General features: G+C 70.5%; 22 protein-coding genes and 2 tRNA genes. 21 read left to right on the forward strand and 3 right to left on the reverse strand.

From position 1 onward, the window contains the following. Positions 1-117: 117 nt before the first annotated feature. The 4 genes from galE (at position 118) to rfbD (ending at position 4,461) form a co-directional block, all read left to right on the forward strand. Positions 118-1,089, forward strand: a complete 972-nt coding sequence (gene galE, locus EDD93_RS17520) for a UDP-glucose 4-epimerase GalE (RefSeq protein WP_123527836.1) — start codon at positions 118-120, stop codon at positions 1,087-1,089. Positions 1,090-1,478: 389 nt separating this feature from the next. After that, positions 1,479-2,549 (forward strand): glucose-1-phosphate thymidylyltransferase, encoded by a 1,071-nt coding sequence (locus tag EDD93_RS17525; protein ID WP_123526022.1) that lies wholly within the window; start codon positions 1,479-1,481, stop codon positions 2,547-2,549. Continuing rightward, on the forward strand, positions 2,546-3,580 hold the full coding sequence (gene rfbB, locus EDD93_RS17530; protein WP_123526023.1) for a dTDP-glucose 4,6-dehydratase: 1,035 nt from the start codon (positions 2,546-2,548) through the stop codon (positions 3,578-3,580). Before EDD93_RS17525 ends, rfbB begins: the two co-directional genes overlap by 4 nt. Further along, positions 3,577-4,461: a dTDP-4-dehydrorhamnose reductase gene (gene rfbD, locus EDD93_RS17535; protein ID WP_123526024.1), complete on the forward strand. Its 885-nt coding sequence runs from the start codon at positions 3,577-3,579 to the stop codon at positions 4,459-4,461. The genes rfbB and rfbD overlap by 4 nt, the downstream gene beginning before the upstream one ends. Before the next feature lie 39 nt (positions 4,462-4,500). Here the strand turns inward: rfbD and rfbC are convergent, their stop codons facing one another. Continuing rightward, the gene (gene rfbC / locus EDD93_RS17540) at positions 4,501-5,157 is read right to left on the reverse strand and encodes a dTDP-4-dehydrorhamnose 3,5-epimerase (RefSeq protein WP_123526025.1); all 657 of its coding nucleotides are present in this window, start codon (positions 5,155-5,157) and stop codon (positions 4,501-4,503) included. 203 nt (positions 5,158-5,360) lie between these two features. On the opposite strand from rfbC, the gene proB reads away from it, so the two are divergent. The 5 genes from proB (at position 5,361) to EDD93_RS17565 (ending at position 10,569) form a co-directional block, all read left to right on the forward strand. After that, positions 5,361-6,488: a glutamate 5-kinase gene (gene proB, locus EDD93_RS17545; protein ID WP_123526026.1), complete on the forward strand. Its 1,128-nt coding sequence runs from the start codon at positions 5,361-5,363 to the stop codon at positions 6,486-6,488. Between the two features lie 144 nt (positions 6,489-6,632). Continuing rightward, positions 6,633-7,133: a hypothetical protein gene (locus EDD93_RS17550; protein ID WP_123526027.1), complete on the forward strand. Its 501-nt coding sequence runs from the start codon at positions 6,633-6,635 to the stop codon at positions 7,131-7,133. A 74-nt stretch (positions 7,134-7,207) separates the two neighbouring features. Continuing rightward, positions 7,208-8,491 carry a glutamate-5-semialdehyde dehydrogenase gene (locus EDD93_RS17555; RefSeq protein ID WP_123526028.1) on the forward strand — a complete coding sequence of 428 codons (1,284 nt, stop codon included), beginning with the start codon at positions 7,208-7,210 and terminating at the stop codon, positions 8,489-8,491. 65 nt (positions 8,492-8,556) lie between these two features. Further along, the gene (locus tag EDD93_RS17560) at positions 8,557-9,174 is read left to right on the forward strand and encodes a hypothetical protein (protein WP_123526029.1); all 618 of its coding nucleotides are present in this window, start codon (positions 8,557-8,559) and stop codon (positions 9,172-9,174) included. Between the two features lie 264 nt (positions 9,175-9,438). After that, positions 9,439-10,569 carry a hypothetical protein gene (locus tag EDD93_RS17565; RefSeq protein ID WP_123526030.1) on the forward strand — a complete coding sequence of 377 codons (1,131 nt, stop codon included), beginning with the start codon at positions 9,439-9,441 and terminating at the stop codon, positions 10,567-10,569. Here EDD93_RS17565 and EDD93_RS17570 read toward each other — a convergent pair. Then, positions 10,490-11,629: a M48 family metallopeptidase gene (locus EDD93_RS17570; RefSeq protein WP_123526031.1), complete on the reverse strand. Its 1,140-nt coding sequence runs from the start codon at positions 11,627-11,629 to the stop codon at positions 10,490-10,492. The two genes, EDD93_RS17565 and EDD93_RS17570, sit on opposite strands and share 80 nt — an antisense overlap. A 110-nt stretch (positions 11,630-11,739) precedes the next feature. Here EDD93_RS17570 and EDD93_RS39600 point away from each other — a divergent pair, with 110 nt between their 5' ends. The 7 genes from EDD93_RS39600 (at position 11,740) to EDD93_RS17595 (ending at position 16,079) form a co-directional block, all read left to right on the forward strand. After that, the gene (locus tag EDD93_RS39600; RefSeq protein WP_185092351.1) at positions 11,740-11,901 is read left to right on the forward strand and encodes a hypothetical protein; all 162 of its coding nucleotides are present in this window, start codon (positions 11,740-11,742) and stop codon (positions 11,899-11,901) included. An 84-nt stretch (positions 11,902-11,985) separates the two neighbouring features. Beyond that, positions 11,986-12,150, forward strand: coding sequence for a hypothetical protein (locus EDD93_RS39605; RefSeq protein ID WP_024494263.1), 165 nt, complete (start codon positions 11,986-11,988; stop codon positions 12,148-12,150). A 38-nt stretch (positions 12,151-12,188) separates the two neighbouring features. Further along, complete coding sequence (gene nadD, locus EDD93_RS17575; protein ID WP_123526032.1) at positions 12,189-12,806, forward strand: nicotinate-nucleotide adenylyltransferase; 618 nt, start codon at positions 12,189-12,191, stop codon at positions 12,804-12,806. Between the two features lie 19 nt (positions 12,807-12,825). Beyond that, complete coding sequence (locus EDD93_RS17580; protein WP_123526033.1) at positions 12,826-14,601, forward strand: LCP family protein; 1,776 nt, start codon at positions 12,826-12,828, stop codon at positions 14,599-14,601. 195 nt (positions 14,602-14,796) lie between these two features. Next, a complete protein-coding gene (gene rsfS / locus EDD93_RS17585; RefSeq protein WP_123526034.1) occupies positions 14,797-15,228 on the forward strand; it encodes a ribosome silencing factor in 432 nt (143 codons plus the stop codon). Then, positions 15,225-15,878 carry a histidine phosphatase family protein gene (locus EDD93_RS17590; RefSeq protein WP_123526035.1) on the forward strand — a complete coding sequence of 218 codons (654 nt, stop codon included), beginning with the start codon at positions 15,225-15,227 and terminating at the stop codon, positions 15,876-15,878. The genes rsfS and EDD93_RS17590 overlap by 4 nt, the downstream gene beginning before the upstream one ends. 128 nt (positions 15,879-16,006) lie before the next feature. Next, positions 16,007-16,079, forward strand: a tRNA-Ala gene (locus tag EDD93_RS17595). 20 nt (positions 16,080-16,099) lie between these two features. On the opposite strand, the gene EDD93_RS17600 is transcribed toward EDD93_RS17595, so the two are convergent. Beyond that, positions 16,100-16,891, reverse strand: a complete 792-nt coding sequence (locus EDD93_RS17600) for a helix-turn-helix transcriptional regulator (protein WP_311318335.1) — start codon at positions 16,889-16,891, stop codon at positions 16,100-16,102. A gap of 288 nt (positions 16,892-17,179) precedes the next feature. Between EDD93_RS17600 and EDD93_RS17605 the strand changes: the two genes are divergently transcribed. From EDD93_RS17605 to EDD93_RS17625, 5 genes are all read left to right on the forward strand, one after another. Next, complete coding sequence (locus EDD93_RS17605) at positions 17,180-18,673, forward strand: MFS transporter (protein ID WP_185092352.1); 1,494 nt, start codon at positions 17,180-17,182, stop codon at positions 18,671-18,673. A gap of 178 nt (positions 18,674-18,851) precedes the next feature. Next, positions 18,852-19,085 carry a hypothetical protein gene (locus EDD93_RS17610; RefSeq protein ID WP_024494568.1) on the forward strand — a complete coding sequence of 78 codons (234 nt, stop codon included), beginning with the start codon at positions 18,852-18,854 and terminating at the stop codon, positions 19,083-19,085. Positions 19,086-19,196: 111 nt separating this feature from the next. Next, positions 19,197-19,269, forward strand: a tRNA-Ala gene (locus EDD93_RS17615). A 306-nt stretch (positions 19,270-19,575) separates the two neighbouring features. Beyond that, positions 19,576-22,449 carry a leucine--tRNA ligase gene (gene leuS, locus EDD93_RS17620; protein ID WP_123526038.1) on the forward strand — a complete coding sequence of 958 codons (2,874 nt, stop codon included), beginning with the start codon at positions 19,576-19,578 and terminating at the stop codon, positions 22,447-22,449. A gap of 224 nt (positions 22,450-22,673) precedes the next feature. Continuing rightward, on the forward strand, positions 22,674-23,483 hold the full coding sequence (locus tag EDD93_RS17625; RefSeq protein WP_123526039.1) for a hypothetical protein: 810 nt from the start codon (positions 22,674-22,676) through the stop codon (positions 23,481-23,483). Positions 23,484-23,588: the final 105 nt, after the last annotated feature.

The raw sequence follows: 23,588 nt of genomic DNA on the forward strand, positions 1-23,588 counted from the left end.
AGCGTAATTGATTGCTGTCAGCCCTCTTTGAGGGGCAGGAGCGGGTTCGCCGGTCCCCCTTCATGTGCACGTAGAGTGAACCGGATGCGCGAAGAATCGGACACGGAGACGCACGGCATGACCTGGATGGTTACGGGCGGGGCGGGATACATCGGCGCACACGTCGTGCGCGCGATGCTCGCGGGCGGTCAGCGGGTCGTCGTGTACGACGACCTGTCGACCGGCAGCGCCGAGAAGGTACCCGAAGGGGTGCCTCTGGTGACCGGCAGCGTCCTGGACCGTCCGGCGCTGGGCGCGGCGATCCGCGACCACGGGGTGACCGGTGTGGTGCACATCGCGGGCAAGAAGCAGGTCGGTGAGTCCGTCGAGCGGCCCCTGCACTACTACCGGGAGAACGTGACGGGCCTGGAGGTGCTGCTGGAGAGCATGGTCGACGCGGGTGTCGACCGGCTGGTGTTCTCCTCGTCCGCCGCCGTCTACGGCATGCCCGACGTCACCCTCGTCACCGAGGACACCCCGTGCGCGCCGATGAGCCCGTACGGCGAGACCAAGCTCGTCGGGGAGTGGCTGATCCACGCCGCCGCCCGCGCCCACGGGCTGCGCTGCGCCTCGCTCCGCTATTTCAACGTGGCCGGCGCGGCGTCGCCCGAACTGGCCGACGCCGGGGTGTTCAACCTCATCCCGATGGTCTTCGAGCGCCTCGAGGCCGGCCTGGGCCCGCGGATCTTCGGCGACGACTACGCGACGCCCGACGGCACCTGCGTCCGCGACTACATCCACGTCGAGGACATCGCCTCCGCCCACCTCGCGGCCGCGCACCGGCTCGACGACGCGGAGCGCGGTACGGATCTCACGCTCAACATCGGACGCGGCGAGGGCAGCTCCGTACGGGAGATGGTCGACCGCATCCTCAAGGTCACGGACCACGCGGACACCGTCCCCGAGGTGACCGCCCGCCGGCCCGGTGACCCCGCGCGCGTGGTCGCGGCCGCCGACCGGATCCGGGCGGAGCTGGGCTGGTCGGCCCGGTTCGGCCTGGACGAGATGATCGACTCCGCCTGGCAGGGCTGGCGCCTGCGCCACCCGTAGCCCGGCCGCCGGGCCCACGCCCCGGGTGCGGTCCAGGTTTTCCCTGCCCGCCGCTTCGGCCTCCTCCAACGCTGCCCCGGAAGTGCGGGCCTCGCCGTTCTCGCCGTACGGGCTGCGCCCAATGCTCCGCGCACCCGCCCAGGGGGCGAATCCCGGGAACCGACGCATTCGTTATTCAGTTCGATGTAATGAAATGCGGAGCTGCATTCCGGGCCGGGCGGGCCCGGAAGGCGGTCGGCGGTTACGGGTGTCCGTCGGATTTCGTCCGGATGTGTCGGCAATCGGTCATGAGGGCTGTTTTGCCGCAGATGGGACAGCGAATCTAAGTATGGTCGCCCGACAGGTCGCAGCCGCGACAGGACCGCCATCTCATCGTGGGGGCAGAAACAGTGAAGGCTCTCGTACTTTCCGGTGGGGCAGGCACCCGGCTCCGTCCCATCACCCACACCTCTGCCAAGCAGCTGGTCCCCGTGGCGAACAAGCCGGTGCTGTTCTACGGCCTGGAAGCCATCGCGGAAGCGGGCATCACCGAGGTCGGCATCATCGTGGGGGACACCGAGGAGGAGATCCGCGCGGCGGTCGGGGACGGTTCCCGGTTCGGCATCGACGTCACCTACATCCCGCAGGCCGAGCCGCTCGGCCTCGCCCACGCGGTCCTGATCGCGCAGCGCTTCCTCGGTGACGAGGACTTCGTCATGTACCTCGGTGACAACTTCATCATCGGCGGTATCGCCGGTCTGGTCGAGGGATTCCGGACCGACCGGCCCGACGCGCAGATCCTGCTCACCCAGGTGCCGGACCCGACCTCGTTCGGCGTCGCGGAGCTCGACGGGGACGGCAGGGTGGTGGCCCTGGAGGAGAAGCCCAGGGAGCCCAAGAGCGACCTGGCACTCGTCGGCGTCTACCTCTTCACCCGGGTCATCCACGAGGCGGTCCGGTCCATCCGCCCGTCCTGGCGCGGTGAACTGGAGATCACCCACGCCATCCAGTGGCTGATCGACCAGGAGCGCGACGTCCGCTCCACCATGATCCGCGGGTACTGGAAGGACACCGGCAACGTCACCGACATGCTGGAGGTCAACCGGACCGTCCTGGAGACCATCGAACCGTCCACCGAGGGCGCCCACGTCGACGACGAGAGCGAGATCATCGGCCGGGTGCGGATCGAGCAGGGCGCCCGGGTCACCCGCAGCCGGATCGTCGGCCCCGCCATCATCGGCGCCCGCTCGGTGATCAGCGACGCCTACGTGGGACCGTTCACCTCGGTCGCCCAGGAGTGCCGGATCGAGGACAGCGAGATCGAGTACTCCATCGTCCTGCGGGGCGCCTCGATCGACGGCGTCCGCCGCGTGGAGGCCTCCCTCATCGGCCACGAGGTCGAGGTGACCCCGGCCCCCCGCAGCCCCTCGGCCCACCGTCTCGTCCTCGGCGACCACAGCAAGGTGCAGATCTCCTCATGACGAATCCCACGACGAACCCCACGGCGGACCCCATCACGCCCCGCACGACGACGCGCATCCTGGTGACCGGTGGCGCCGGCTTCATCGGCTCGCACTACGTCCGCACGCTGCTGGGCCCCGAGGGACCGGGCGACGTGGCCGTCACGGTCCTCGACAAGCTCACCTACGCCGGCAACCCGGCCAACCTCGACGCCGTCCGCGACCACCCCGGCTTCTCCTTCGTCCAGGGCGACATCTGCGACGCGGAACTGGTCGGCGGTCTGATGGCCGGGCACGACCAGGTGGTGCACTTCGCCGCCGAATCGCACGTGGACCGCTCCATCGACGGCGGCGCCGCCTTCGTCCGTACCAACGTCGTGGGAACGCACACCCTCGTCCACGCCGCGCACCTGGCGGGTGTCTCGGTCTTCGTCCACATCTCCACCGACGAGGTCTACGGATCGATCGACGAGGGCTCCTGGACCGAGAGCGAACCCCTCGCGCCCAACTCCCCGTACTCCGCCTCCAAGGCGTCCAGCGACCTGATCGCGCTCTCGTACCACCGCACCCACGGACTCGACGTGCGGGTGACCCGCTGCTCCAACAACTACGGGCACCACCACTTCCCCGAGAAGGTCATCCCGCTCTTCGTCACCAACCTCCTGGAGGGCCGGCCGGTCCCGCTGTACGGCGACGGCGCCCACGTCCGCGACTGGCTGCACATCGACGACCACGTCCAGGGCATCGAACTCGTCCGCACCCGGGGACGGGCGGGCGAGGTCTACAACATCGGCGGCGGCACCGAGCTGTCCAACAAGGAACTCACCGGACTGCTGCTGGAGGCCTGCGGCGCCGACTGGGACACGGACGTCACCCATGTCGAGGACCGCAAGGGCCACGACCGGCGCTACTCGGTGGACTGCACCAAGATCCGCGAGGAGCTCGGTTACGAACCGCGCAAGGACTTCCGCAAGGGCCTCGCGGAGACCGTGCGCTGGTACCGCGAGAACAGCGCCTGGTGGGAGCCGCTCAAGGAGAGGGCGGCGCTGTGAGCCCGGTCTGGCTGGTCACCGGAGCGGCCGGAATGCTGGCCCAGGACCTGCTGGCGGCCCTCGCGGCCGAAGACGTCACCACCGTCGCCACGGACCGCGAGGCCCTGGACATCGCCGACCCGGACCGCGTCCGCGAGGCGTTCGCCGCCCACGGTCCCGCCGTCGTGGTGAACTGCGCCGCCTGGACCGCCGTGGACGACGCCGAGACCCGGGAGGAGGACGCGCTGCGCGTCAACGGCACCGGCCCCGCGGTCCTCGCGCGCGCCTGCCGCGAGCACGGCGCCGTCCTGCTCCACGTCTCCACGGACTACGTGTTCGCCGGGGACGGCGCCCGGCCGTACGGGGAGGACGCCCCCACCGGCCCGCGCAGCGCCTACGGACGCACCAAGCTCGCGGGCGAACGCGCCGTCCTGGAGACCCTCCCCGACACCGGCTACGTGGTCCGCACCGCCTGGCTCTACGGGGCCGGCGGCGGCAACTTCGTCCGGACGATGATCAGGCTGGAGGGCGCCAGGGAGACCCTCGACGTGGTGGACGACCAGCGCGGCCAGCCCACCTGGACCGTCGACCTGGCCGCCCGGCTGGTCCGGCTCGGCCTTGCCGCCCTGGAGGGCACCGCCCCGGCGGGCGTCTACCACGGCACCAGCGGGGGCGAGACGACCTGGTTCGGCTTCACCCAGGAAATCTTCCGGCTGCTCGGCGCCGACCCGGCCCGGGTGCGCCCGGCCACCAGCGAGGCCTTCGTCCGGCCCGCCCCGCGCCCGGCGTTCAGCGTGCTGGCGCAGAGCCGCTTCGCGGCGGCCGGCATCGAGCCGATCCGGGACTGGCGCACCGCCCTGGGCGAGGCGTTCCCGGCGCTGCTCGCAGCGGAACGCCCCTGACCGGGCCCCTGTCGCGCCGCGTACCGGGACGCCCCCGACTCAGCGCCCCGCGGTGCTGAGCAGCGGTCCGCCGTCCGCCCGCAGGCCGATGGGCGGCGGACCGGCCGTCCGCAGCCGCGCGTAGTACGCCTCGCACTGCGCGTACGAGGGGAGCAGCCCCTGCTCCTCGGCCTCGGCCAGCGAAGGGGCCGACGCGTCCTTCCCGGACAGCAGCGGGGCCACATCCAGCGGCCAGTCGATGCCCAGCTCCGGATCGAGCGGATCGATGCCGTGCTCGCGCGCCGGCGCGTAACCCTGCGAGCAGAGATACAGGACGCACGCGTCGTCGGTCAGCGCCATGAAGGCGTGGCCGAGCCCCTCCGCGAGATAGACCGCCCGGTGGGCGCTGTCGTCGAGGCGCACCGCCTCCCACCGCTTGTACGTGGGCGAGCCGGCCCGGATGTCCACCACCACGTCCAGCACCGCGCCGCGCACGCACTTCACGTACTTCGCCTGGCCCGGCGGCACATCGGCGAAGTGGATCCCGCGCAGCGTGCCCCGGGCGGAACTGGAGAAGTTGGCCTGCGCGAGCCCCAGCGTGTGCCCCTGCGCCGCATCGAGATCCGAGGCCCTGAACCACTCGTGGAAGCTGCCTCGGCCGTCCGTGAGGACCTCGGGCTCGTGCACCCAGGCCCCTGGAATGGAGAGCTGGCGCATGCGATCACGTCCTTGTTCCTGGAGATTCCCGAATCCGCCGACCGTGCTGCCGACAACTCCTGCAACGAGAAGCGGGGCATTTCGGACACGGAGCGGCACGGATCAGGATGAACCGGGGTCCACGGGGCGGAACGCCCACGCGCCGATTCCGCCGCTCGCGTAGATTGCGGATTCCGGTCGAGGGCGAACCACGGGGGATACGCGTGTCAGGGGCAAGGCAGGGCGTCACGGAGGCCCGCAGGATCGTCGTCAAGGTCGGTTCCTCCTCCCTCACCACCGCCGCGGGCGGCCTCGACGCGGACCGCGTCGACGCGCTCGTCGACGTCCTGGCCAAGGTGCGCGACGGCGGTGAACGCGAGGTCGTCCTGGTCTCCAGCGGCGCCATCGCGGCCGGGCTCGCCCCGCTCGGCCTGCACCGCAGGCCCAAGGACCTGGCCAGGCAGCAGGCCGCCGCCAGCGTCGGCCAGGGACTGCTCGTCGCCCGCTACACCGCCTCCTTCGCCCGCTACGGCGTTCGCGTCGGCCAGGTGCTGCTCACCAGCAACGACACCAGCCGCCGCGCCAACTACCGCAACGCCTACCGCACCCTGGACCAGCTCCTGGACATGGGCGCGCTGCCGATCGTCAACGAGAACGACACCGTCGCCACCGACGAGATCCGGTTCGGCGACAACGACCGGCTCGCCGCCCTCGTCGCCCACCTGGTCCGCGCCGATCTGCTGATCCTGCTCTCGGACGTGGACGGCCTCTACGACGGCGACCCGAGCATCCCCGGCACCACCCGCATCGCTGAGATCACCGGCCCCGCCGATCTGGCCGGGGTCAGCATCGGCAGCGCGGGCAAGGCCGGCGTCGGGACCGGCGGCATGGTCACCAAGGTGGAGGCGGCCCGGATCGCCACCGCCGCAGGCGTCCCGGTCGTGCTGACCTCGGCCAGCCACGCCGCGGACGCGCTGGCGGGCCGCGACACCGGTACGTACTTCCACCGCACCGGACGCCGCAGCGCGGACCGGCTGCTGTGGCTGGCCCACGCCTCCACCCCGCAGGGTGCGCTGACGCTGGACGACGGTGCCGTGCAGGCGGTCGTCGAGCGCCACAGCTCGCTGCTGCCGGCCGGGATCGCCTCGGTCGAGGGCGAGTTCGCCGCGGGCGACCCGGTGGAGCTGCGCGATCTGCGCGGCCGGCCGGTGGCCCGGGGGCTCGTCAACTTCGACGCGAAGGAGATCCCGCAGCTCCTCGGCCGGTCCACCCGCGATCTGGCACGCGAACTGGGCCCGGCCTACGAGCGCGAGGTCGTACACAGGGACGATCTTGTAGTTCTGTACAGCTGACAGACCCCTGAAACGGCTGAAAGTCCAGCCTTCGGGCAGAGACCTTCACGAAAACCGCCCCACGCCGGGCCGCGGACTGGTCCACTTTGTAGCAGGGACACTGCGGGGGACACCGCACAGCAACACATTCACAGGAGGCCGCCGGTGAGACGAGCGCGCCCGGGGGCGCCGCCCCGAGGAACGGGTGGCCGCGCCCTGACCAGCGTCGGAGCAGGTGCCGAATTCGACGGGAGGAGGTCTGCGGACCGGAGGGACGAGCGGCCGGCCGGGGCCGAACAGACGGCGGTGGGCCAGGAGCTCATCCAGTCGAAGCTGTGGCACATCACGCTCTGCGTCTCAGGTACTGAGACGCCGCTGAACGAGGTCAGACGCGGCCTCGAACAACTCGCGCACGACCACCCCTTCCTGCTGACGAGCAGGTATGCCAACGACCACGCGGAGATCCGGTACTGGGAAGAGGCCCGCGACCTGCACGACGCGGCGGCGGTCGCCCTGAGGCTGTGGGGTGAGCACCGTTCCAGCGCCGGCCTGCCGCCCTGGGAGATCGTCGGCCTGGAGGTCATCGACCGCGAGACGTACCACCAGCGCATCGCCGAGGGGTACGGGCCGCCGCCCGCTGCCCCGGTCGGTGTGCACCCGTACTGACGCGGCGGCCGGCGGCCGTCTCGCATCACGGGATACGTGACGGATGCCCGCAGTGTGCGCACTACTCTGCGGGCATGACCACGCTTTCGCCGTACGACAACATGTCCCCGGTCGCCCAGGCCGCCTACCGCGCACGGGCCGCAGCCGCTGATATCGCGCCGCTTCCGCGCGCGGCCAAGGACGACGCGCTGCTGGCGATCGCGGACGCGCTCGAGGTACGGACGAGCGACATCATCGCGGCCAACGCCGAGGACGTGGCGCGTGCCCGCGAGGCCGGCACCGGCGAGTCGGTCGTCGACCGGCTCACGCTCACCCCCGAGCGGATCCGCGCCATCGCCGCCGATGTGCGGGACGTCGCGGCGCTGCCCGACCCGGTCGGTGAGGTGGTGCGCGGCTCCACCCTGCCCAACGGCATCGACCTGCGCCAGGTCCGGGTGCCGCTCGGCGTGGTCGGGATCATCTACGAGGCCCGGCCGAACGTGACGGTGGACGCCGCGGCCCTATGCCTCAAGTCGGGCAACGCGGTCCTGCTGCGCGGCTCGTCCTCGGCCCGCTCCTCCAACACCGCACTGGTGCGGGTCCTGCGCGACGCGGTCGGCGGCTCAGGCCTGCCGGCCGACGCGGTCCAGCTGGTGCCGGGTGAGAACCGTGACTCCGTGCGGGAGCTCATGCGGGCCCGGGGCCTGGTCGACGTGCTCATCCCGCGCGGCGGCGCCTCCCTGATCCGCACGGTCGTCGAGGAGTCCACCGTCCCGGTGATCGAGACCGGCACCGGCAACTGCCACGTCTACGTGGACGCGCTGACCGACCTCGACATGGCCGTCGACATCCTGGTCAACTCCAAGGCCCAGCGCCCGAGCGTCTGCAACGCCGCCGAGACACTCCTGGTCCACAAGGACATCGCCGGGGCATTCCTGCCCCGGGCCCTGGACGCCCTGGCCGAGGCCGGTGTGACCGTGCACGGCGACGAGCGGGTCATGGAGTACGCCGAGGGGTCCAAGGCCACCCTGGTGGCGGCGACGCCGGAGGACTGGGAGACCGAGTACCTCTCGTACGACATCGCGGCCGCCGTCGTGGAGTCGCTGGACGCGGCCGTGGCACACATCCGGCTCTGGTCCTCCGGACACACCGAGGCGATCGTGACCACCTCGCAGGCCGCGGCCCGCCGTTTCACCCAGTTGGTGGATTCGACGACGGTGACTGTGAACGCCTCGACGCGTTTCACCGACGGCGGCCAGTTCGGCTTCGGTGCCGAGATCGGTATCTCCACCCAGAAGCTGCACGCCAGGGGTCCGATGGGGCTTCCGGAGCTGACCTCCACGAAGTACATCGTGACCGGCGACGGCCATGTGAGGTGAGCTCGGATTGCGCCGGATGTGCGGTCTCCCTGCCCAAACCGACCCTCCGGGGCTAGGCTGAAGCCGTGCCGGACGACGTGGGGGGCAGGCCGTTCCCGAACGGCTGGGAGCCCGACGACGACCGCGGGGGCGCGGACAAGGACTTCGCCTCCGTGGTGTTCGACGAGGACTTCGTACAGGCCGCCACCTTCCATGAACCGACCGCTGTCGAGCGTCTGTCGGCCGCTGCCGAGGCGCGCGCCGACGCGGAGGCCTTCCGGGCCCGGTCCGGCGGTGGACCGCTGGACGACGAGCTGTACGACGACGGCTACGGGCCGGGCGCCGGTTACGGCCGGGGCAGCGCCTACGACGACCGGCCCGGCGCGGACGACGACTACTACGACGGCCCCTACGGGCGCCACGGGGGCGCCCTGCGCCCCTACCGGGGCGCGGCCCGCTGGCACCGGCCGGTGGCCTGGTTGCTCGCCCTGGTGATGGGCATCGGCATGGTCGCGCTGGCCTTCAGCGCCGTCTACCGCAACAGCTCGGGCGACCGGCAGGACCAGGTCCCGCCACCGGCCAGTACCGGGGTGGACAGCGCACCGGCGCCCTCCGCTGTTCCGTCCGCGGTCCCCTCCATGGTTCCGTCCGTTCCGGGCAGCTACCTGCGTCCGGTGGTCTCCATGGCCCCGCGCACCCCCTGACGCAGCCCTGTCCCGCCGGCCCCGGGACTCCGGCCCGTCACGCCTGCCCGCGTGCCCCCGAGGCGGTTCTCCGCCCGTCTCCGCGTTTACGTTCGCCGTAATCGACCTACTCTCAAGGTATGACCCCTCACCTGCTCGAAGAGGGGGCTCCTCACTTGTCCGCGCATGCTCCCGCATGGCGGACAGGCCCTGCCCAGGCCGTCCGGCCGGGGCGGGGGCGCACCGCACCGGCCTCCGGTCGGTGACGTGGAGTCGGGAGACGGCATGGCAGACCACGGAGATCCACCCGAAGGCCCGGCGGAGAACAGCGCGAGCGGCGGCGAGGACGAGTACCGGTCGCTCGTCTTCGACGAATCCTTCGTCCGGGCCGCCCGGCTCCAGGAGTTCTCCGCGCAGGAGCGGATGGGGGAGCACGCCCGTGCCGTGCGGAGCCTGCCGGGCCGGGCCGTGCGCACCGGCTCCCGGGCCGCGCTCGCCCTGGTCGTCCTGATCGCCCTGGCCTTCGGCACGGCCGTCTTCATGGGTTTCCGCCACCCTTACCAGGCCCCCTTGGGCAGACGGGCCGAGCCGCTGCGGATGATCTTCGTCCCGTTGGCCCCGCGCGGAGCGGTACCCCCGGGCACGCCGGCCGCCCTCTTCGCGAGCAGCCCCGCCGCCGACTACCCGAACGGCGCCCAGGGCATCAGCCCGCCGGTGGCCCGGCGGACGGACAACTTCTCGGAGAGCCAGGTCGTCGCCGCCCTGGCCACCGTCAAGAACTACCTGGTCGCCTCCTCGCTCGACCCCGACGTCCTCGGCGGGAACACGGTGCGGCCGGTGGAGTCACTGCTCGACCCGGACCAGATGGCCCAGTTCGAGCGGAGCATGACCGAGCCGTACGACGACGGGCAGCACGCCGCGACGGGCTGGCTCGTGCGGTTCGACCCGGCCGAGGTCACCCCCGCCCCGGAGGTCCGCGTCCGGGGCACGCTGCGCTACGCCGAGGTGGGGACCGACGCGCTGGAGGTGGCGTCCGACCACACCTTCACCTACGTGCTCCGCCCGACCGTCTCGGGGCCCCAACAGGATGCCGGTGCTTCGCTGTTCACCGTGCGGCGGGAGCTGCGCTTCCGGCTCGACCGGGAGGACCTGCGGCTGGGCCGGCTGGAGGTGCGGACCAGCTACGTGCAGGCCGGGCCGCAGTCCTGCACGGCCGATGCCAGGGGTGCGCTGCGGCCACTGCTGGCCGGCCGGCGGGCGGCCCCCCGGGGCCCGGCGGGCACCGACCCGTACCGGACGGACCGGCCCACCGCGGGGCTGTGCGGGACGCTGGAGGTCAGCTCCCAGCCGACCCGGGCTCCTGAGGCCCCTGCTCAGGGTCCTCGGGGTTCCGGGGCTCCTGCGAACCGTCCGTAGCGCTGCCCTTGCCGGTGCCCGCGCCGCCCCCGCCGCCGGTGAACTTGTCACGGAGCTTGCCGCCCAGGTCACCGGCGCCGCCCGCTATGTCGCCGACCAGCTTCATCAGCGGATCCTTGCTGCCACGCACCGAATCGGCGTAGTGCGAGGCGGATTCCTTGAAGGCGTCCGTGACCGAGGTGTCCTTGTCCTCGTCCCGGCGCGGGTAGTGTCCGTCCATGATCCGCTGGTAGTCGCGGGTCTCCGACCACTTCTTCAGCTCGGCGGCCCGGACCGTGGTGAACGGGTGCGAGCGGGGCAGCACATTGAGGATCTTGAGGACGGAGTCGCGCAGGTCGCCGCCCTTCTCGTACTCGTCGGCCTGGGCGAGGAACGCGTCCACGTTCATCTCGTGGAGGTGGTTGCCTCCGGCGATCTTCATGAGTCCGCGCATCGAGGCCCGCAGATCCTGGCCGACCAGCAGCCCGGCCCGGTCGGCGGACAGCTCCGACTTGCGGAACCACTCGCGCAGCGCCGTCACGATCGCCATGATCGCGACGTTGCCGAGCGGGATCCAGGCCACCTTCAGGGCGAGATTGGTGAGGAAGAGCAGGATCGTGCGGTACACGGCGTGACCGGAGAGGGCGTGCCCCACCTCGTGGCCGACGACCGCCCGCATCTCCTCCTCGTCGAGCAACTCCACCAGCCCCGTCGTCACCACGATGATCGGCTCGTCGAGACCGATGCACATGGCGTTGGGCTGGGGGTCCTGGTTCACGTACATCGGCGGGACCTTCTCCAGGTCCAGGATGTAACACGCGTCCCGAAGCATGCCGTTGAGGTGGGTGAACTGGGCGTCGCTCACCCGGACGGAGTCGGACAGGAAGAGCAGTCGCAGGCTGCGCTCGGGCAGCAGGCCGCTCAGGGCCTTGAAGACGGTGTCGAAACCGGTCAGCTTGCGCAGGGCTACCAGGGCCGAGCGGTCCGCCGGGTGTTCGTACGCCCGGGACGAGATTCCCGGAAAGCGCCTGCGCTGCCTGCTCGGCACGTTCTCGTGACTCTCGTGGCTGCTCTCGGTCATGAATAGGCCCCCTGTTCGTACGAGACGTTGCTCGCCCCCTGATAAATCCCAGCCTAGGTGCTGGCGCTACGGTGTGCGGGGGGCTGTGGATAACTGAGGAGACGCCCGACATGCCGCATACCGTTGCTCTGCTCGCCGCCGCATCCGAAGAGCAGGGGCCGGGCAACACACTCCGCATCGTGCTGCTCGTCTCGCTGGTCGGAGCCGCGCTGCTGGCCTGGTTCCTGCTGCGCGGATACCGCAGCGACGACAACAAGGACAACAACGACTGAGTCGGCGTGAGCGTGCCCGGGGCTGCCGCATACGATGTCCGCGACGTCTTCCCTCCGACTCCCGATCGATAGGTCCTGCCGAAGATGAGCCTCACGAGCACCGCACACCAGCTGGTCACCGTCGCCGCCGAGGGCGCCGAACACGGCGGCAATCACGAAAGCCTCAGCCCGTATCTCACCGGTGGCGGTGCGTTTGTCGCGCTTCTCCTCCTTCTGTGGATCACCACGCGCTTCAACCGCGACCGCTGAGACCGAGGCGTACAGCTGTGCCAGTAGGCTCTGCACGCATGGGAGAGCAGGAAGTGCCTACCGGCCCCGGAAAGCGCCGAATCGGCGTGATGGGCGGGACGTTTGACCCGATTCATCATGGACACCTGGTGGCGGCCAGTGAAGTGGCCGCCCAGTTCCACCTCGACGAGGTGGTCTTCGTCCCGACCGGGCAGCCGTGGCAGAAGAGCCACAAGCACGTGTCGGCGGCCGAGGACCGGTATCTGATGACGGTCATCGCGACGGCGTCGAACCCGCAGTTCTCGGTCAGCCGCAGCGATATCGACCGCAAGGGCCCCACGTACACGATCGACACCCTGCGGGATCTGCGCGCGGCCCACGGGGACGCGGACCTCTTCTTCATCACCGGCGCCGACGCGCTGTCCCAGATCCTCACCTGGCGGGACGCCGACGAGTTGTTCTCGCTGTCCCACTTCATCGGTGTGACACGGCCGGGCCATGTGCTGACGGACGCCGGTCTCCCCGAGGGCGGTGTCTCTCTCGTGGAGGTTCCCGCGCTGGCGATCTCGTCCACAGACTGTCGTGGGAGGGTCGCCGCGGGCGATCCGGTCTGGTACCTGGTGCCGGACGGAGTGGTCCGCTACATCGACAAGCGCCAGCTTTACCGCGGCGAGTGAGCCACGGAGAGGGGCACCGGTGAACGACCGACAGAATCCGTACGACCCGTACTACCAGCAGCCGCAGATCGTCGGCTACGACGAGTTCGGGCAGCCGGTGTACCAGCAGCCCGGTCAGCAGCAGTACGACCCGTACGGCCAGCAACAACAGCAGCAGCAACAACAGCAACAACAGCAACAGGCTCAGCAGCCTCAGCAAGCACCCCGTACGGATCAGGGTTACGGCTACGACCCGTACGCCCAGCAGCAGCAACAGCAACAGCAGGGCTCGCCTCCGCAGCAGTACGACCCGTACGCCGCCCAGCAGCCCCAGACTCACCCGCAGCAGCCCCAGGCCCCCCAGCAGGGTTACGGGTACGACGGCTACGGCTACGACACCGGGCAGCAGCCCGCCGCGGTCGACACCACCCAGTGGAACGTGCCGCAGCAGAGCGCGCCCCCCGTTCCCGCCCCCGCTCCTGTCCCGCCGCCGCGTGAGTCCACCCCTGTGCCGGACGGCGAGCCGGAGGCGGCCGTCCCCGGACAGCGCCGCGGCGACCGCGACTACCGCACCGAGCAGTTCTCCTTCATCGAGGAGCCCGACGAGGACTCCGAAGACGTCATCGACTGGCTCAAGTTCACCGAGAGCCGCAGCGAGCGCCGCGAGGAAGCGCGGCGGCGCGGCCACAACCGGATGGTCGCGCTGATAGTCGTGGTGGCCCTGGTCGTGGTCGGCGGCGTCGGCTACCTGTGGTCGGCGGACAAACTGCCCGGCTTCTCCGGCTCGGAGAAGGAGGACACGGCGGCGACCGGTCCGCAGCGGCGGGACGTCATCGTGGTCCATCTCCACAACACCAAGGGCGGCGGTACGTCCACGGCGCTGCTCGTCGACAACGTCACCACCAAGCAGGGGGCCACGGTCCTGCTTCCCAACTCCCTCGCGCTCTCCGACGAGGACGGCAACACGAGCACGCTCGGCAAGTCGGTCGAGGACGACGGCACCACCGGCACGCGTGAGTCCATCGACACGCTGCTCGGCACCGAGATCAGCGGCACCTGGCGGCTCGACACCCCGTACCTGGAGAACCTCGTCGACCTTGTCGGCAACATCGACATCGACACGGACACCGATGTGCCCGACACCAAGAAGGGGGCCTCCCCGCTGGTCAAGAAGGGCACGGCGCAGACGCTCAGCGGCCCGATGGCCGTCGCGTACGCCACCTACCGCGGTCCCGACGAGGCCGAGGCCAAGCAGCTGACGCGGTTCGGCCAGGTCATGCGCGGAGTGCTGCGGAAGATCTCGGACGATCCGAAGGCCGCCACCGTCACGGTGCAGACGCTGGCCCAGATCCTCGACCCCTCGCTTCCCGAGAAGGACCTCGGCGCCTCGCTGGCCAAGCTGGCCGAGCACGCCAAGGTCGGGGACTACAAGACGGCGCTGCTGCCGGTCCAGGAGGACGGCAGCCTCACCGACTCGGCCGCGGACAGCGTGGTCAAGGACATCCTGGGCGGCACGGTCAAGGTTCCGTCGGCGGACGCGGCGGTCCGGGTCGCCATCAAGAACGCCACCGGCAGCGACCGGGGCACGGAGTCCGCGCGGATCAAGCTGGTCAACGGCGGCTATGTCTTCGTCAACGGCGGCAAGTCCGATGCCGAGGCCTCCTCCGAGGTCATCTACAAGGATGCCGAGGGCAAGGAGAAGGCGTCCCAGGTCGCCAAGACCCTCGACCTGCCGGCGAGCGCGGTGAAGCAGGGCAAGCCGACCGGGAACGCGGACGTGTCCGTGGTCCTCGGCCAGAACTACAAGGTCGACTAGCCGGACCGGGCCGATCCGGCGGGGAGCCGCCGTCGCCGGTCCCGGGGGCGCCACATGGCGGCCCCGGGACCGCCGCGCGGGGGCTCCGGGACCACGGCCGGCGGCCCCGGAACGATCTTCGGAAAATGGCTGCGTGGGCTGTCGGCGGTCCGTGAGACCCTAGAGGTTGATCTGCCCGCCGACGAAAGCCTGCTTGTGACCGCCACGGACCGCTCCATCGAGCTCATCAACGCTGCCGCTCAGGCGGCCGCCGACCGGCTCGCGCACGACATCATTGCGTACGACGTCAGCGACGTGCTGTCGATCACGGACGCCTTCCTGCTGGCCTCGGCCCCCAACGACCGCCAGGTCAAGTCGATCGTCGACGAGATCGAGGAGCAGCTCCAGAAGCAGCTCGGCGTCAAGCCGGTCCGCCGCGAGGGTGACCGCGACGCCCGCTGGATCCTCCTCGACTACGTCGACATCGTCATTCACGTCCAGCACAGCGAGGAGCGCGTCTTCTACGCGCTGGAGCGCCTCTGGAAGGACTGCCCCGAGATCGCTCTGCCCGAGGACGCCGTGAAGACCCGCGGCAAGGCCGAGGAGCACGCACAGCTCACCGGCGGCACGGAAGGTGACCAGAGCTGAACGGCAGCGGAAGCGGCAGGGGCCGCAGGATCGTCCTCTGGCGACACGGCCAGACGGCGTGGAACCTGGAGCGCAGGTTCCAGGGTTCCACGGACATCGAGCTGACCGAGACCGGCGTCGGGCAGGCCCGTCGGGCCGCCCGGCTGCTCGCCTCGCTGAAGCCGGACGCGATCGTTGCCTCCGATCTGCGCAGGGCCGCGGCCACGGCCGCCGAACTCGCCGCGATCACGGGTCTCGCTATCGCTCACGACCCCGGCCTGCGTGAGACCTACGCGGGCGCGTGGCAGGGCCTCACCCACGAGGAGATCGTGGGGCGGTTCGGCGAGCAGTACGCGGCCTGGAAGCGTGGTGAGCCGGTGCGGCGCGGCGGCGGTGAGCTGGAGACCGAGGTCGCCGACCGGGCCGCTCCCGTGGTGCTCGCGCACGCCGACAAGCTGCCCGACGACGGCACGCTCGTCGTCGTCAGCCACGGTGGCACCATCCGGACCACCATCGGCCGGCTGCTGGGCCTGGAGTCGCACCACTGGGAAGGGCTCGGCGGGCTGACCAACTGCTGTTGGTCGGTGCTGGGCGAGGGCGCGCGCGGCTGGCGTCTGCTGGAGCACAACGCGGGCACGCTGCCCGAGCCGGTGCTCGGCGACGACGACTGACCGGGCGCCCGCGTGGCGCCCGGACGGCCCCTCCGGGCGGCATCGGCCGGATTTCACTTTCCGGCTGGTCACAGGCTAAAGTTCTTCTTGTTCGCAGCGCGGAAACGCAGGGAAACACAGCGAACAGCGGGGCTATAGCTCAGTTGGTAGAGCGCCTGCATGGCATGCAGGAGGTCAGGAGTTCAATTCTCCTTAGCTCCACAATCAAGATCCCGTCCCCGTCAGGGGGCGGGATCTTCTTGTCGACGGCCGCGCAGCATCGTCATCTGCCGTTCGCTCTCCCGGTCGGCCGGTGTGTAGGCGACGATCCGGCACTCCGGCAGCCCGTTGACGGAGAGCGACACCGACGTCATCCGTATCTCGGCGGACGCCGCGTAGTGCCGGAAGGTCTTCACCCGGGGGCCGGGCGGAGCGACGTCCCCGCTGCGCCACAGCTGGGCGAAGTACGGGCTCGCCGCCGAGAGGCCCGCGACGAACGTCTCCCAGGCGGGCTCGCCCGTATGCCGTCCGTAGCCGCCCCGCAGGGTAGCCACCATGAGCGGCAGCTCCTGGGTGCGGTGGACGATCGGACAGTCCTCCTCGGGGACCGTGAACAGCGCCCACAGCACGTTGCGGATGCCGGTGTCCATCATCGCGGGTACGCCGAAGAGATCCCGGTAGGCGGGGTTGGTGGCCAGCACGTCGTAACGCGTGTTGTAGACGACTGCCGGGTGCGGGTCGAGCGCGTCGATGATGCCCTGTACCTCCTGGCCGACCTCGACCGTGTCGCCCTGTCTGCCCGGTATGTACGCGACCTCGGCCAGGTGGTAGAGGTGCTCCCGCTCCGACGGATCCAGCCGGAGGGTGCGCGCCACCGCGTCCAGGACCTGCGCGGAGGCGTTGATCGGGCGGCCCTGCTCCAGCCAGGTGTACCAGGTGACCCCGACGCCGGAGAGCTGGGCGACCTCCTCGCGGCGCAGGCCCGGGGTGCGGCGCCGGAACCCCGGGGCCATGCCCACGTCCGCCGGGGTCACCCGGGCCCGGCGGCTGCGCAGGAAGTCGGCGAGCTCGGGCCGCCGGCCGTGCTGCCGGGCAGGCTCCTTGAGCGCATGCCCCACGGGCTCCTGCCCGCCGAGCTCCTGCCGCCCCTGCAGATGCTGCCGTTCCTGTCGTGTCTGCCGTTCCTGTGCTGCCCGATGTTGTGCCGTCACCGTCGTCACACCCCCATCGTCGGTGCTCCTGCCGCGTGTTGCCAGGTGCTGCCAGTACCAGCATCAACGGGCTCTCGTTACCCGTATTCGACCGGGGCCAGCCTTGAGGACATGACCGCGACCACAGCCACGAACCCGTCCTCCGAGGCAACTCCACGTTCCCTGCCCAGTAAAGACCCCACCACCGACAGTCGCCCCGGACGGCTGCTCGCCCTGGTGCTGGCGGCCCAGTTCATGGCGCTGCTCGACGTCTTCATCGTCAACGTCGCCGCCCCGACGATCCGCGCCGAACTGGGCGCCTCCGGTGCCGGGTTGCAGCTGGTGGTGGCGGGGTACACCGTCTCCTACGCCGTCCTGCTCATCACGGGTGCCCGGCTCGGCAGCGTCTTCGGGCACGGCCGCGCCCATCTGGTGGGCCTCGCTGTCTTCACCGCCGCCTCGCTCGCCTGCGGACTCGCCACGGGTACCGGGCAGTTGATCACCTTCAGGGTGATCCAGGGGGTCGGCGCCGCGGTGATGATCCCGCAGGTGCTCAGCCTGATCCAGCAGCACTTCAGCGGCGAGGCCCGGGTCCGCGCGCTGGGCGCCTACGCCGCGGTGCTGGCCACCGGTGCCGCGGCCGGGCAGGTGGTGGGCGGCGTGCTGGTCAGCGCGGACCTGTTCGGAACGGGCTGGCGGCCGGTCTTCCTCGTCAATGTGCCGATCGGGCTGGTGCTGCTGGTGCTCGGCGTCCGGGTGCTGCCGGGTGAGCCGCGTGCCGGGCAGGCCAGGCGTGCGGCACGGGCCCGTGGGCTCGACCTGGTGGGGCTGTTGATGCTCGCGGCGGCCGTCGTCCTGTTCACCGTCCCGCTCGTGCTCGGACAGGAACTGGGCTGGCCGGCCTGGACCTGGATCTGCCTGCTCGGCTCCGTGCTGGTCTTCGCCGGCTTCGCGGCGTACGAGACGCGGCTGGCCGCCCGCGGCGGCGCGCCACTCATCGCACTCGGGGTGCTCCGCGTCCCCGGCATCGCGCGGGCGGCGCTGCGCGTCCTCCTGGTGATGGGGATCAACGCGGGCTTCCTCTTCGTGATGACGCTGCACGTCCAGGGTGGTCTCGGGTACACGGCGCTGCACTGCGGGCTGATGTTCGTACCGACCGCGGTGGTCTTCGGCGTGGTCGGGCTGGCCTGGAGGCGTTGGCCGGCCCGGCTGCAGGGAGTCCTCGCCCCGGCCGGATTCGTGCTCGTCGCCGTCGGTTCGGTGGCGCTCGGCCTCCTGCTGCGCGACGGCGGCGACGGCGGTCCCGGGCTGTACGTGGCCTTCGTCGTCAACGGTGCGGGCATGGCGCTGGGCTTCAGTCCCACTCTCACGGGTGCCCTGGCGAACGTACGAGCGGAAGATGCCGCCGATGCGAGCGGAGTCCTCGTCACCGTCACCCAGCTCGGCCAGTTGATCGGCGTCGCGGGGTTCGGCACGCTCTATCTCAACCGCCTTGATACGCCTGGGGCGCAGGGTTCCGGAGAGGCGTTGTGGGTATGTGCTCTCGCACTGTCGGCGGCCGCCGTGGTGGGTGTGCTGGCGGGTCTTGTGCGGCGTCGGCGGATCACGGGATCCCGGCAGGGCTGACCCCCTTGCGGGGCCATGGCAGAATCGGACCGCCGGAGGGGGCGACGGACCGAACGGGAGGGAGTGCGCGATGTCTGCGAGTCGCCACGAGGTCCCGGACCTGCCCCCTTGTCGAGAGGCCCGCGTACGCGGCGGCCGCCCTGCCGGCGGTTCGCCCCCCACGGTCCGGAGCTGACCCATGGGTGCCCACAGGCGGAAGTGCGACTGGTGCGGCAGCGGTACGCCCATCGTCAGGGACATGGATCCGGTCAATCCGGACTACCAGTACTGGTGCGAGGAATGCGCGCGGGCGCTGGTCATAAAGGGCGACCCCATCGAGACCTACCGGGAGCTGGAGGGCGAGCCGATCTACGGCCGTCTGCTGGAGGAGCACTGCACGCTCAAGCGCTTCTACTCCTTCGCCACCGCCTGACCGGGCCCCGCAGGCGAGGCTGAACCGGGCGGACCGGAAACGATTTGGTGGACGGCCGGGGTGACCGGTAATGTTCTCGATGTCGCCACGGGAGACCGGGCGGTGCAGCACGGGGCTATAGCTCAGTTGGTAGAGCGCCTGCATGGCATGCAGGAGGTCAGGAGTTCAATTCTCCTTAGCTCCACAGTGAAGATCGAGCAGCGGGCCATCCGGATCGGATGGCCCGCTGCTCGTCTGTGCTCATGTCTGCGTCGGGTCACGGCGGCGAGCGGCCCCGGCCCACCGCTGTCGGGCCATTGCGGTACCCTGACGCCATGCGTGCCGTACGCCTTCTGCTTAGCGAGCCGCGCTGATCACTCCCGACCGGTGAGAATGCCTGGTCGGCATCGGCGCGGCGTCCCCTCCTGTGCGAGGGGATTTTTCGTTTCCGTAGACGCGTGTCCGTAGACGTGGGCGCCGGCAGATGACGATCGATGGAGCTTTGAGGATCATGAGCGAGACGAATTCCGCAGCCGACGTTGCTGCGCCGCACCGCTACACGGCAGCGATGGCCGCCGACATCGAGGCACGCTGGCAGGACTTCTGGGACGCCGAGGGCACCTACGAGGCGCCGAACCCGTCCGGCGACCTGGCGGACAACCCGGAGCTGGCCGCCAAGCCGAAGAAATTCATCATGGACATGTTCCCGTACCCCTCGGGTGCGGGCCTGCACGTCGGCCACCCGCTGGGCTACATCGCCACCGACGTCTTCGCCCGTCACCAGCGGATGACCGGCCACAACGTCCTGCACACCCTGGGCTTCGACGCCTTCGGCCTGCCCGCGGAGCAGTACGCCGTACAGACCGGCACCCACCCGCGGCTGTCCACCGAGTCCAATATCGAGAACATGACGGCGCAGCTGCGCCGGCTGGGCCTGGGCCACGACAAGCGCCGCTCGTTCGCCACCATCGAGTCCGAGTACTACAAGTGGACCCAGTGGATCTTCCTGCAGATCTTCAACTCCTGGTACGACGCCGAGGCGGACCGTGCCCGGCCGATCGCCGAACTGGTCGCCCAGTTCGAGAGCGGTGAGCGCCCGACCCCGGACGGCCGCGACTGGAACGCGCTGAGCGCCGCCGAGCGCGCCGACGTGCTGAGCGGCCACCGCCTCGCCTACGCCTCCGACGCGCCCGTCAACTGGTCCCCGGGCCTGGGCACCGTCCTGGCCAACGAGGAGGTCACGGCCGACGGCCGCTCCGAGCGCGGCAACTTCCCCGTCTTCAAGGCCAAGCTGCGCCAGTGGAACATGCGCATCACCGCCTACGCCGACCGCCTGCTGAACGACCTGGACGGGCTGGACTGGCCCGAGGCGATCAAGCTGCAGCAGCGCAACTGGATCGGCCGCTCCGAGGGCGCGCGGGTCGACTTCCCGGTCGACGGCGCCGGTGACATCACCGTCTTCACCACCCGCCAGGACACCCTGTTCGGTGCCACCTACATGGTGCTGGCACCCGAGCACGAGCTGGTCGAGCGGATCATCCCGGCCGCCTGGCCCGAGGGCACCCACCCGGTCTGGACCGGCGGACATGCCTCCCCGGCCGAGGCCGTCACCGCGTACCGCAAGCAGGCCGCCGCCAAGTCCGACGTGGAGCGGCAGGCCGAGGCCAAGGACAAGACCGGCGTCTTCACGGGCGCGTACGCGACCAACCCGGTCAGCGGCGAGCAGGTCCCCGTCTTCATCGCCGACTACGTGCTGATGGGCTACGGCACCGGCGCGATCATGGCCGTACCGGCGCACGATGCGCGCGACTTCGCCTTCGCGCGCGCCTTCGAGCTGCCGATGCGCTGTGTCGTCGAGCCGTCGGACGACCGCGGTACCGACGCCTCGACGTGGGAGGACGCCTTCTCCTCGTACGAAGCGAAGCTGGTCAACTCCGCGAACGAGGAGATCTCCCTGGACGGCCTGGGCGTCGTCGACGCGAAGGCCCGCATCACCGACTGGCTGAAGGAGCACGGCGTCGGTGAGGGCACCGTCAACTTCCGGCTGCGCGACTGGCTGTTCAGCCGCCAGCGCTACTGGGGCGAGCCCTTCCCGATCGTGTACGACGAGGACGGCATCGCCCACCCGCTGCCCGAGTCGATGCTGCCCCTGGAACTGCCGGAGGTCGACGACTACTCGCCGCGCACCTTCGACCCGGACGACGCCGACACCCAGCCCGAGACCCCGCTGTCCCGCAACGCCGACTGGGTCAACGTCACGCTGGACCTGGGCGACGGCGCCGGCCCGCGCAAGTACCGCCGCGAGACCAACACCATGCCCAACTGGGCCGGTTCCTGCTGGTACGAGCTGCGCTACCTGGACCCGAACAACAGCGACAAGCTGGTCGACCCGGCGATCGAGCAGTACTGGATGGGCCCGCGCGAGGGACAGCCGACCGGCGGTGTCGACCTGTACGTGGGCGGCGCCGAGCACGCCGTACTCCACCTGCTGTACGCCCGCTTCTGGTCCAAGGTCCTGCACGACCTGGGGCACATCTCGTCGGCCGAGCCGTTCCACAAGCTGTACAACCAGGGCATGATCCAGGCCTTCGTCTACCGGGACAGCCGCGGCATCGCGGTCCCGGCGGCCGAGGTCGAGGAGCGCGACGGGGCGTACTACTACGAGGGCGAGAAGGTCTCCCGCGTCCTGGGCAAGATGGGCAAGTCCCTGAAGAACGCCGTGACGCCCGACGAGATCTGCGGCGAGTACGGCGCGGACACCCTGCGCCTATACGAGATGGCGATGGGCCCCCTGGACGTGTCGCGCCCCTGGGACACGCGCGCGGTCGTCGGCCAGTACCGGCTGCTGCAGCGGCTGTGGCGCAACATCGTGGACGAGGAGAGCGGCGAGGTCACCGTCGTCGACGCCGAACCCGGCGAGGACACGCTGCGCGCCCTGCACAAGGCGATCGACGGCGTCGGCGGCGACATGGCCGGGATGCGCTTCAACACGGCCATCGCCAAGGTCACCGAGCTGAACAACCACCTGACCAAGGCGGGCGGCCCGCTGCCGCGCTCCGTCGCGGAGCCGTTGGTGCTGCTGGTGGCGCCGCTGGCGCCGCACATCGCCGAGGAGCTGTGGCGCCGGCTGGGCCACACCGACTCGGTCGTGCACCAGGACTTCCCGGTGGCCGACCCGGCGTATGTCATCGACGAGACCGTGACCTGCGTGGTGCAGATCAAGGGCAAGGTCAAGGCACGCCTGGAGATCTCCCCGTCGATCACGGACGCGGAGCTGGAGACCCTGGCCCTGGCCGACCCGGCCGTCGTCGCCGCGCTGGGCGGGACAGGCATCCGGAAGGTGATCGTCCGGGCGCCGAAGCTGGTGAACATCGTCCCGGCCTAGGCCGTGTCCGCAAAGTCCCGTCGTACGCCCGGAGGGCGTCGCGGACCAGGCGGGACTTTTGCGGACCCGGCCTAGGGTCTGCGGACGCCTCGGCGAGGGTGTGAGGGCTTTCCCCTACGGGCAGGTTGGGGGTTCCGATGGAACCCGCGGCCTGCCTGTTCCGTTTACGGTGGAAGGGCCGGTAAACACGTGTCGGCAGCCGTCACACCATCCGAGGGGCGCTCATGGAAGCCGTGATCCTGATCCTGGGGCTGCTCGTCGTCGCGTTCGTGGCCCTGGGCATCTATGTGAGTGTCAAGGTCATCCGCGCGGCCAGTCGCGGGGTGGACCGTACGATCACGCAGGCGCGCCGAGCCGTGGAGGACACCACACTGCGGGCCAAGAGCTACGGACAGATGGGCGTCGTCGGAGAACTGGCACAGCTGCGCCTCTCCCTGCGCACCTCGATGCGGGCCACACAGGAGGCGCTGCAGACGGGCGTGACCGAGGACGCCTCACTGTCCGAGTCGCTGGGTCTCTTCCAGCGGCTGAGCGTGCACGGCCGTGAGCTGGACGACGAGCTGAAGAGGCTGGAGCGGGAGCCCGACAAGACGACGGTGGCCTCGTTGCTGCCGGGACTGAAGAAGCGCACCGGGCGGATCACCGGCTCCGCCGAGTCGCTGCGCTGGGCCGCGCGTGACCGGGCCCGTCAGTTCGCCGACGACGATCTCGCCACGCTGAACGAGCAGATCGGCGTGGAGGCCGGTGCCCTGCGGCACTGGACGACGGAGGAGCCCGTGCCGGGACACCAGGGGCAGGCCGGAACGCAGGGAGCCCCCGGAGGCCCCGGCGGGCCTGGAGCCGCCCGGCAGCAGGGGCACTGGCCGGGACCGGGACAGGCGCAGGGAAACGGGCAGGGAAACGGGACGGGAAACGGGACGGGGGACGCCGGAATCGCGGAGGCCATCACGGCTGCGGACCCGCGGCAGCGGACCGAATACCCGTGGCAGAAGACGGCACGGCCCGAGACGGCACGGCCCGAGACCACGAACTGAAGCCGCATGTCCCCGGCGTCGGCACACCTGTGCGGTGCCGGGGCGGGTCACGGAATGATCGATGCGTCGAACAGGACCGGGCATGGCAGGATGCGGCTCGAAGCG

Origin of the sequence: Streptomyces sp. 840.1 (genome assembly GCF_003751445.1) — a bacterium.
Lineage (GTDB): Bacteria > Actinomycetota > Actinomycetes > Streptomycetales > Streptomycetaceae > Streptomyces.

Coding starts and splice junctions, on each gene's coding strand:
- galE (WP_123527836.1), top strand. CDS start 118: ATGACCTGGATGGTTACGGGCGGGGCGGGATACATCGGCGCACACGTC.
- rfbB (WP_123526023.1), top strand. CDS start 2,546: ATGACGAATCCCACGACGAACCCCACGGCGGACCCCATCACGCCCCGC.
- rfbC (WP_123526025.1), bottom strand. CDS start 5,157: ATGCGCCAGCTCTCCATTCCAGGGGCCTGGGTGCACGAGCCCGAGGTC.
- EDD93_RS17555 (WP_123526028.1), top strand. CDS start 7,208: ATGACCACGCTTTCGCCGTACGACAACATGTCCCCGGTCGCCCAGGCC.
- EDD93_RS17565 (WP_123526030.1), top strand. CDS start 9,439: ATGGCAGACCACGGAGATCCACCCGAAGGCCCGGCGGAGAACAGCGCG.
- EDD93_RS17570 (WP_123526031.1), bottom strand. CDS start 11,629: ATGACCGAGAGCAGCCACGAGAGTCACGAGAACGTGCCGAGCAGGCAG.
- EDD93_RS39600 (WP_185092351.1), top strand. CDS start 11,740: ATGCCGCATACCGTTGCTCTGCTCGCCGCCGCATCCGAAGAGCAGGGG.
- EDD93_RS39605 (WP_024494263.1), top strand. CDS start 11,986: ATGAGCCTCACGAGCACCGCACACCAGCTGGTCACCGTCGCCGCCGAG.
- nadD (WP_123526032.1), top strand. CDS start 12,189: ATGGGAGAGCAGGAAGTGCCTACCGGCCCCGGAAAGCGCCGAATCGGC.
- EDD93_RS17605 (WP_185092352.1), top strand. CDS start 17,180: ATGACCGCGACCACAGCCACGAACCCGTCCTCCGAGGCAACTCCACGT.
- EDD93_RS17610 (WP_024494568.1), top strand. CDS start 18,852: ATGGGTGCCCACAGGCGGAAGTGCGACTGGTGCGGCAGCGGTACGCCC.
- leuS (WP_123526038.1), top strand. CDS start 19,576: ATGAGCGAGACGAATTCCGCAGCCGACGTTGCTGCGCCGCACCGCTAC.
- EDD93_RS17625 (WP_123526039.1), top strand. CDS start 22,674: ATGGAAGCCGTGATCCTGATCCTGGGGCTGCTCGTCGTCGCGTTCGTG.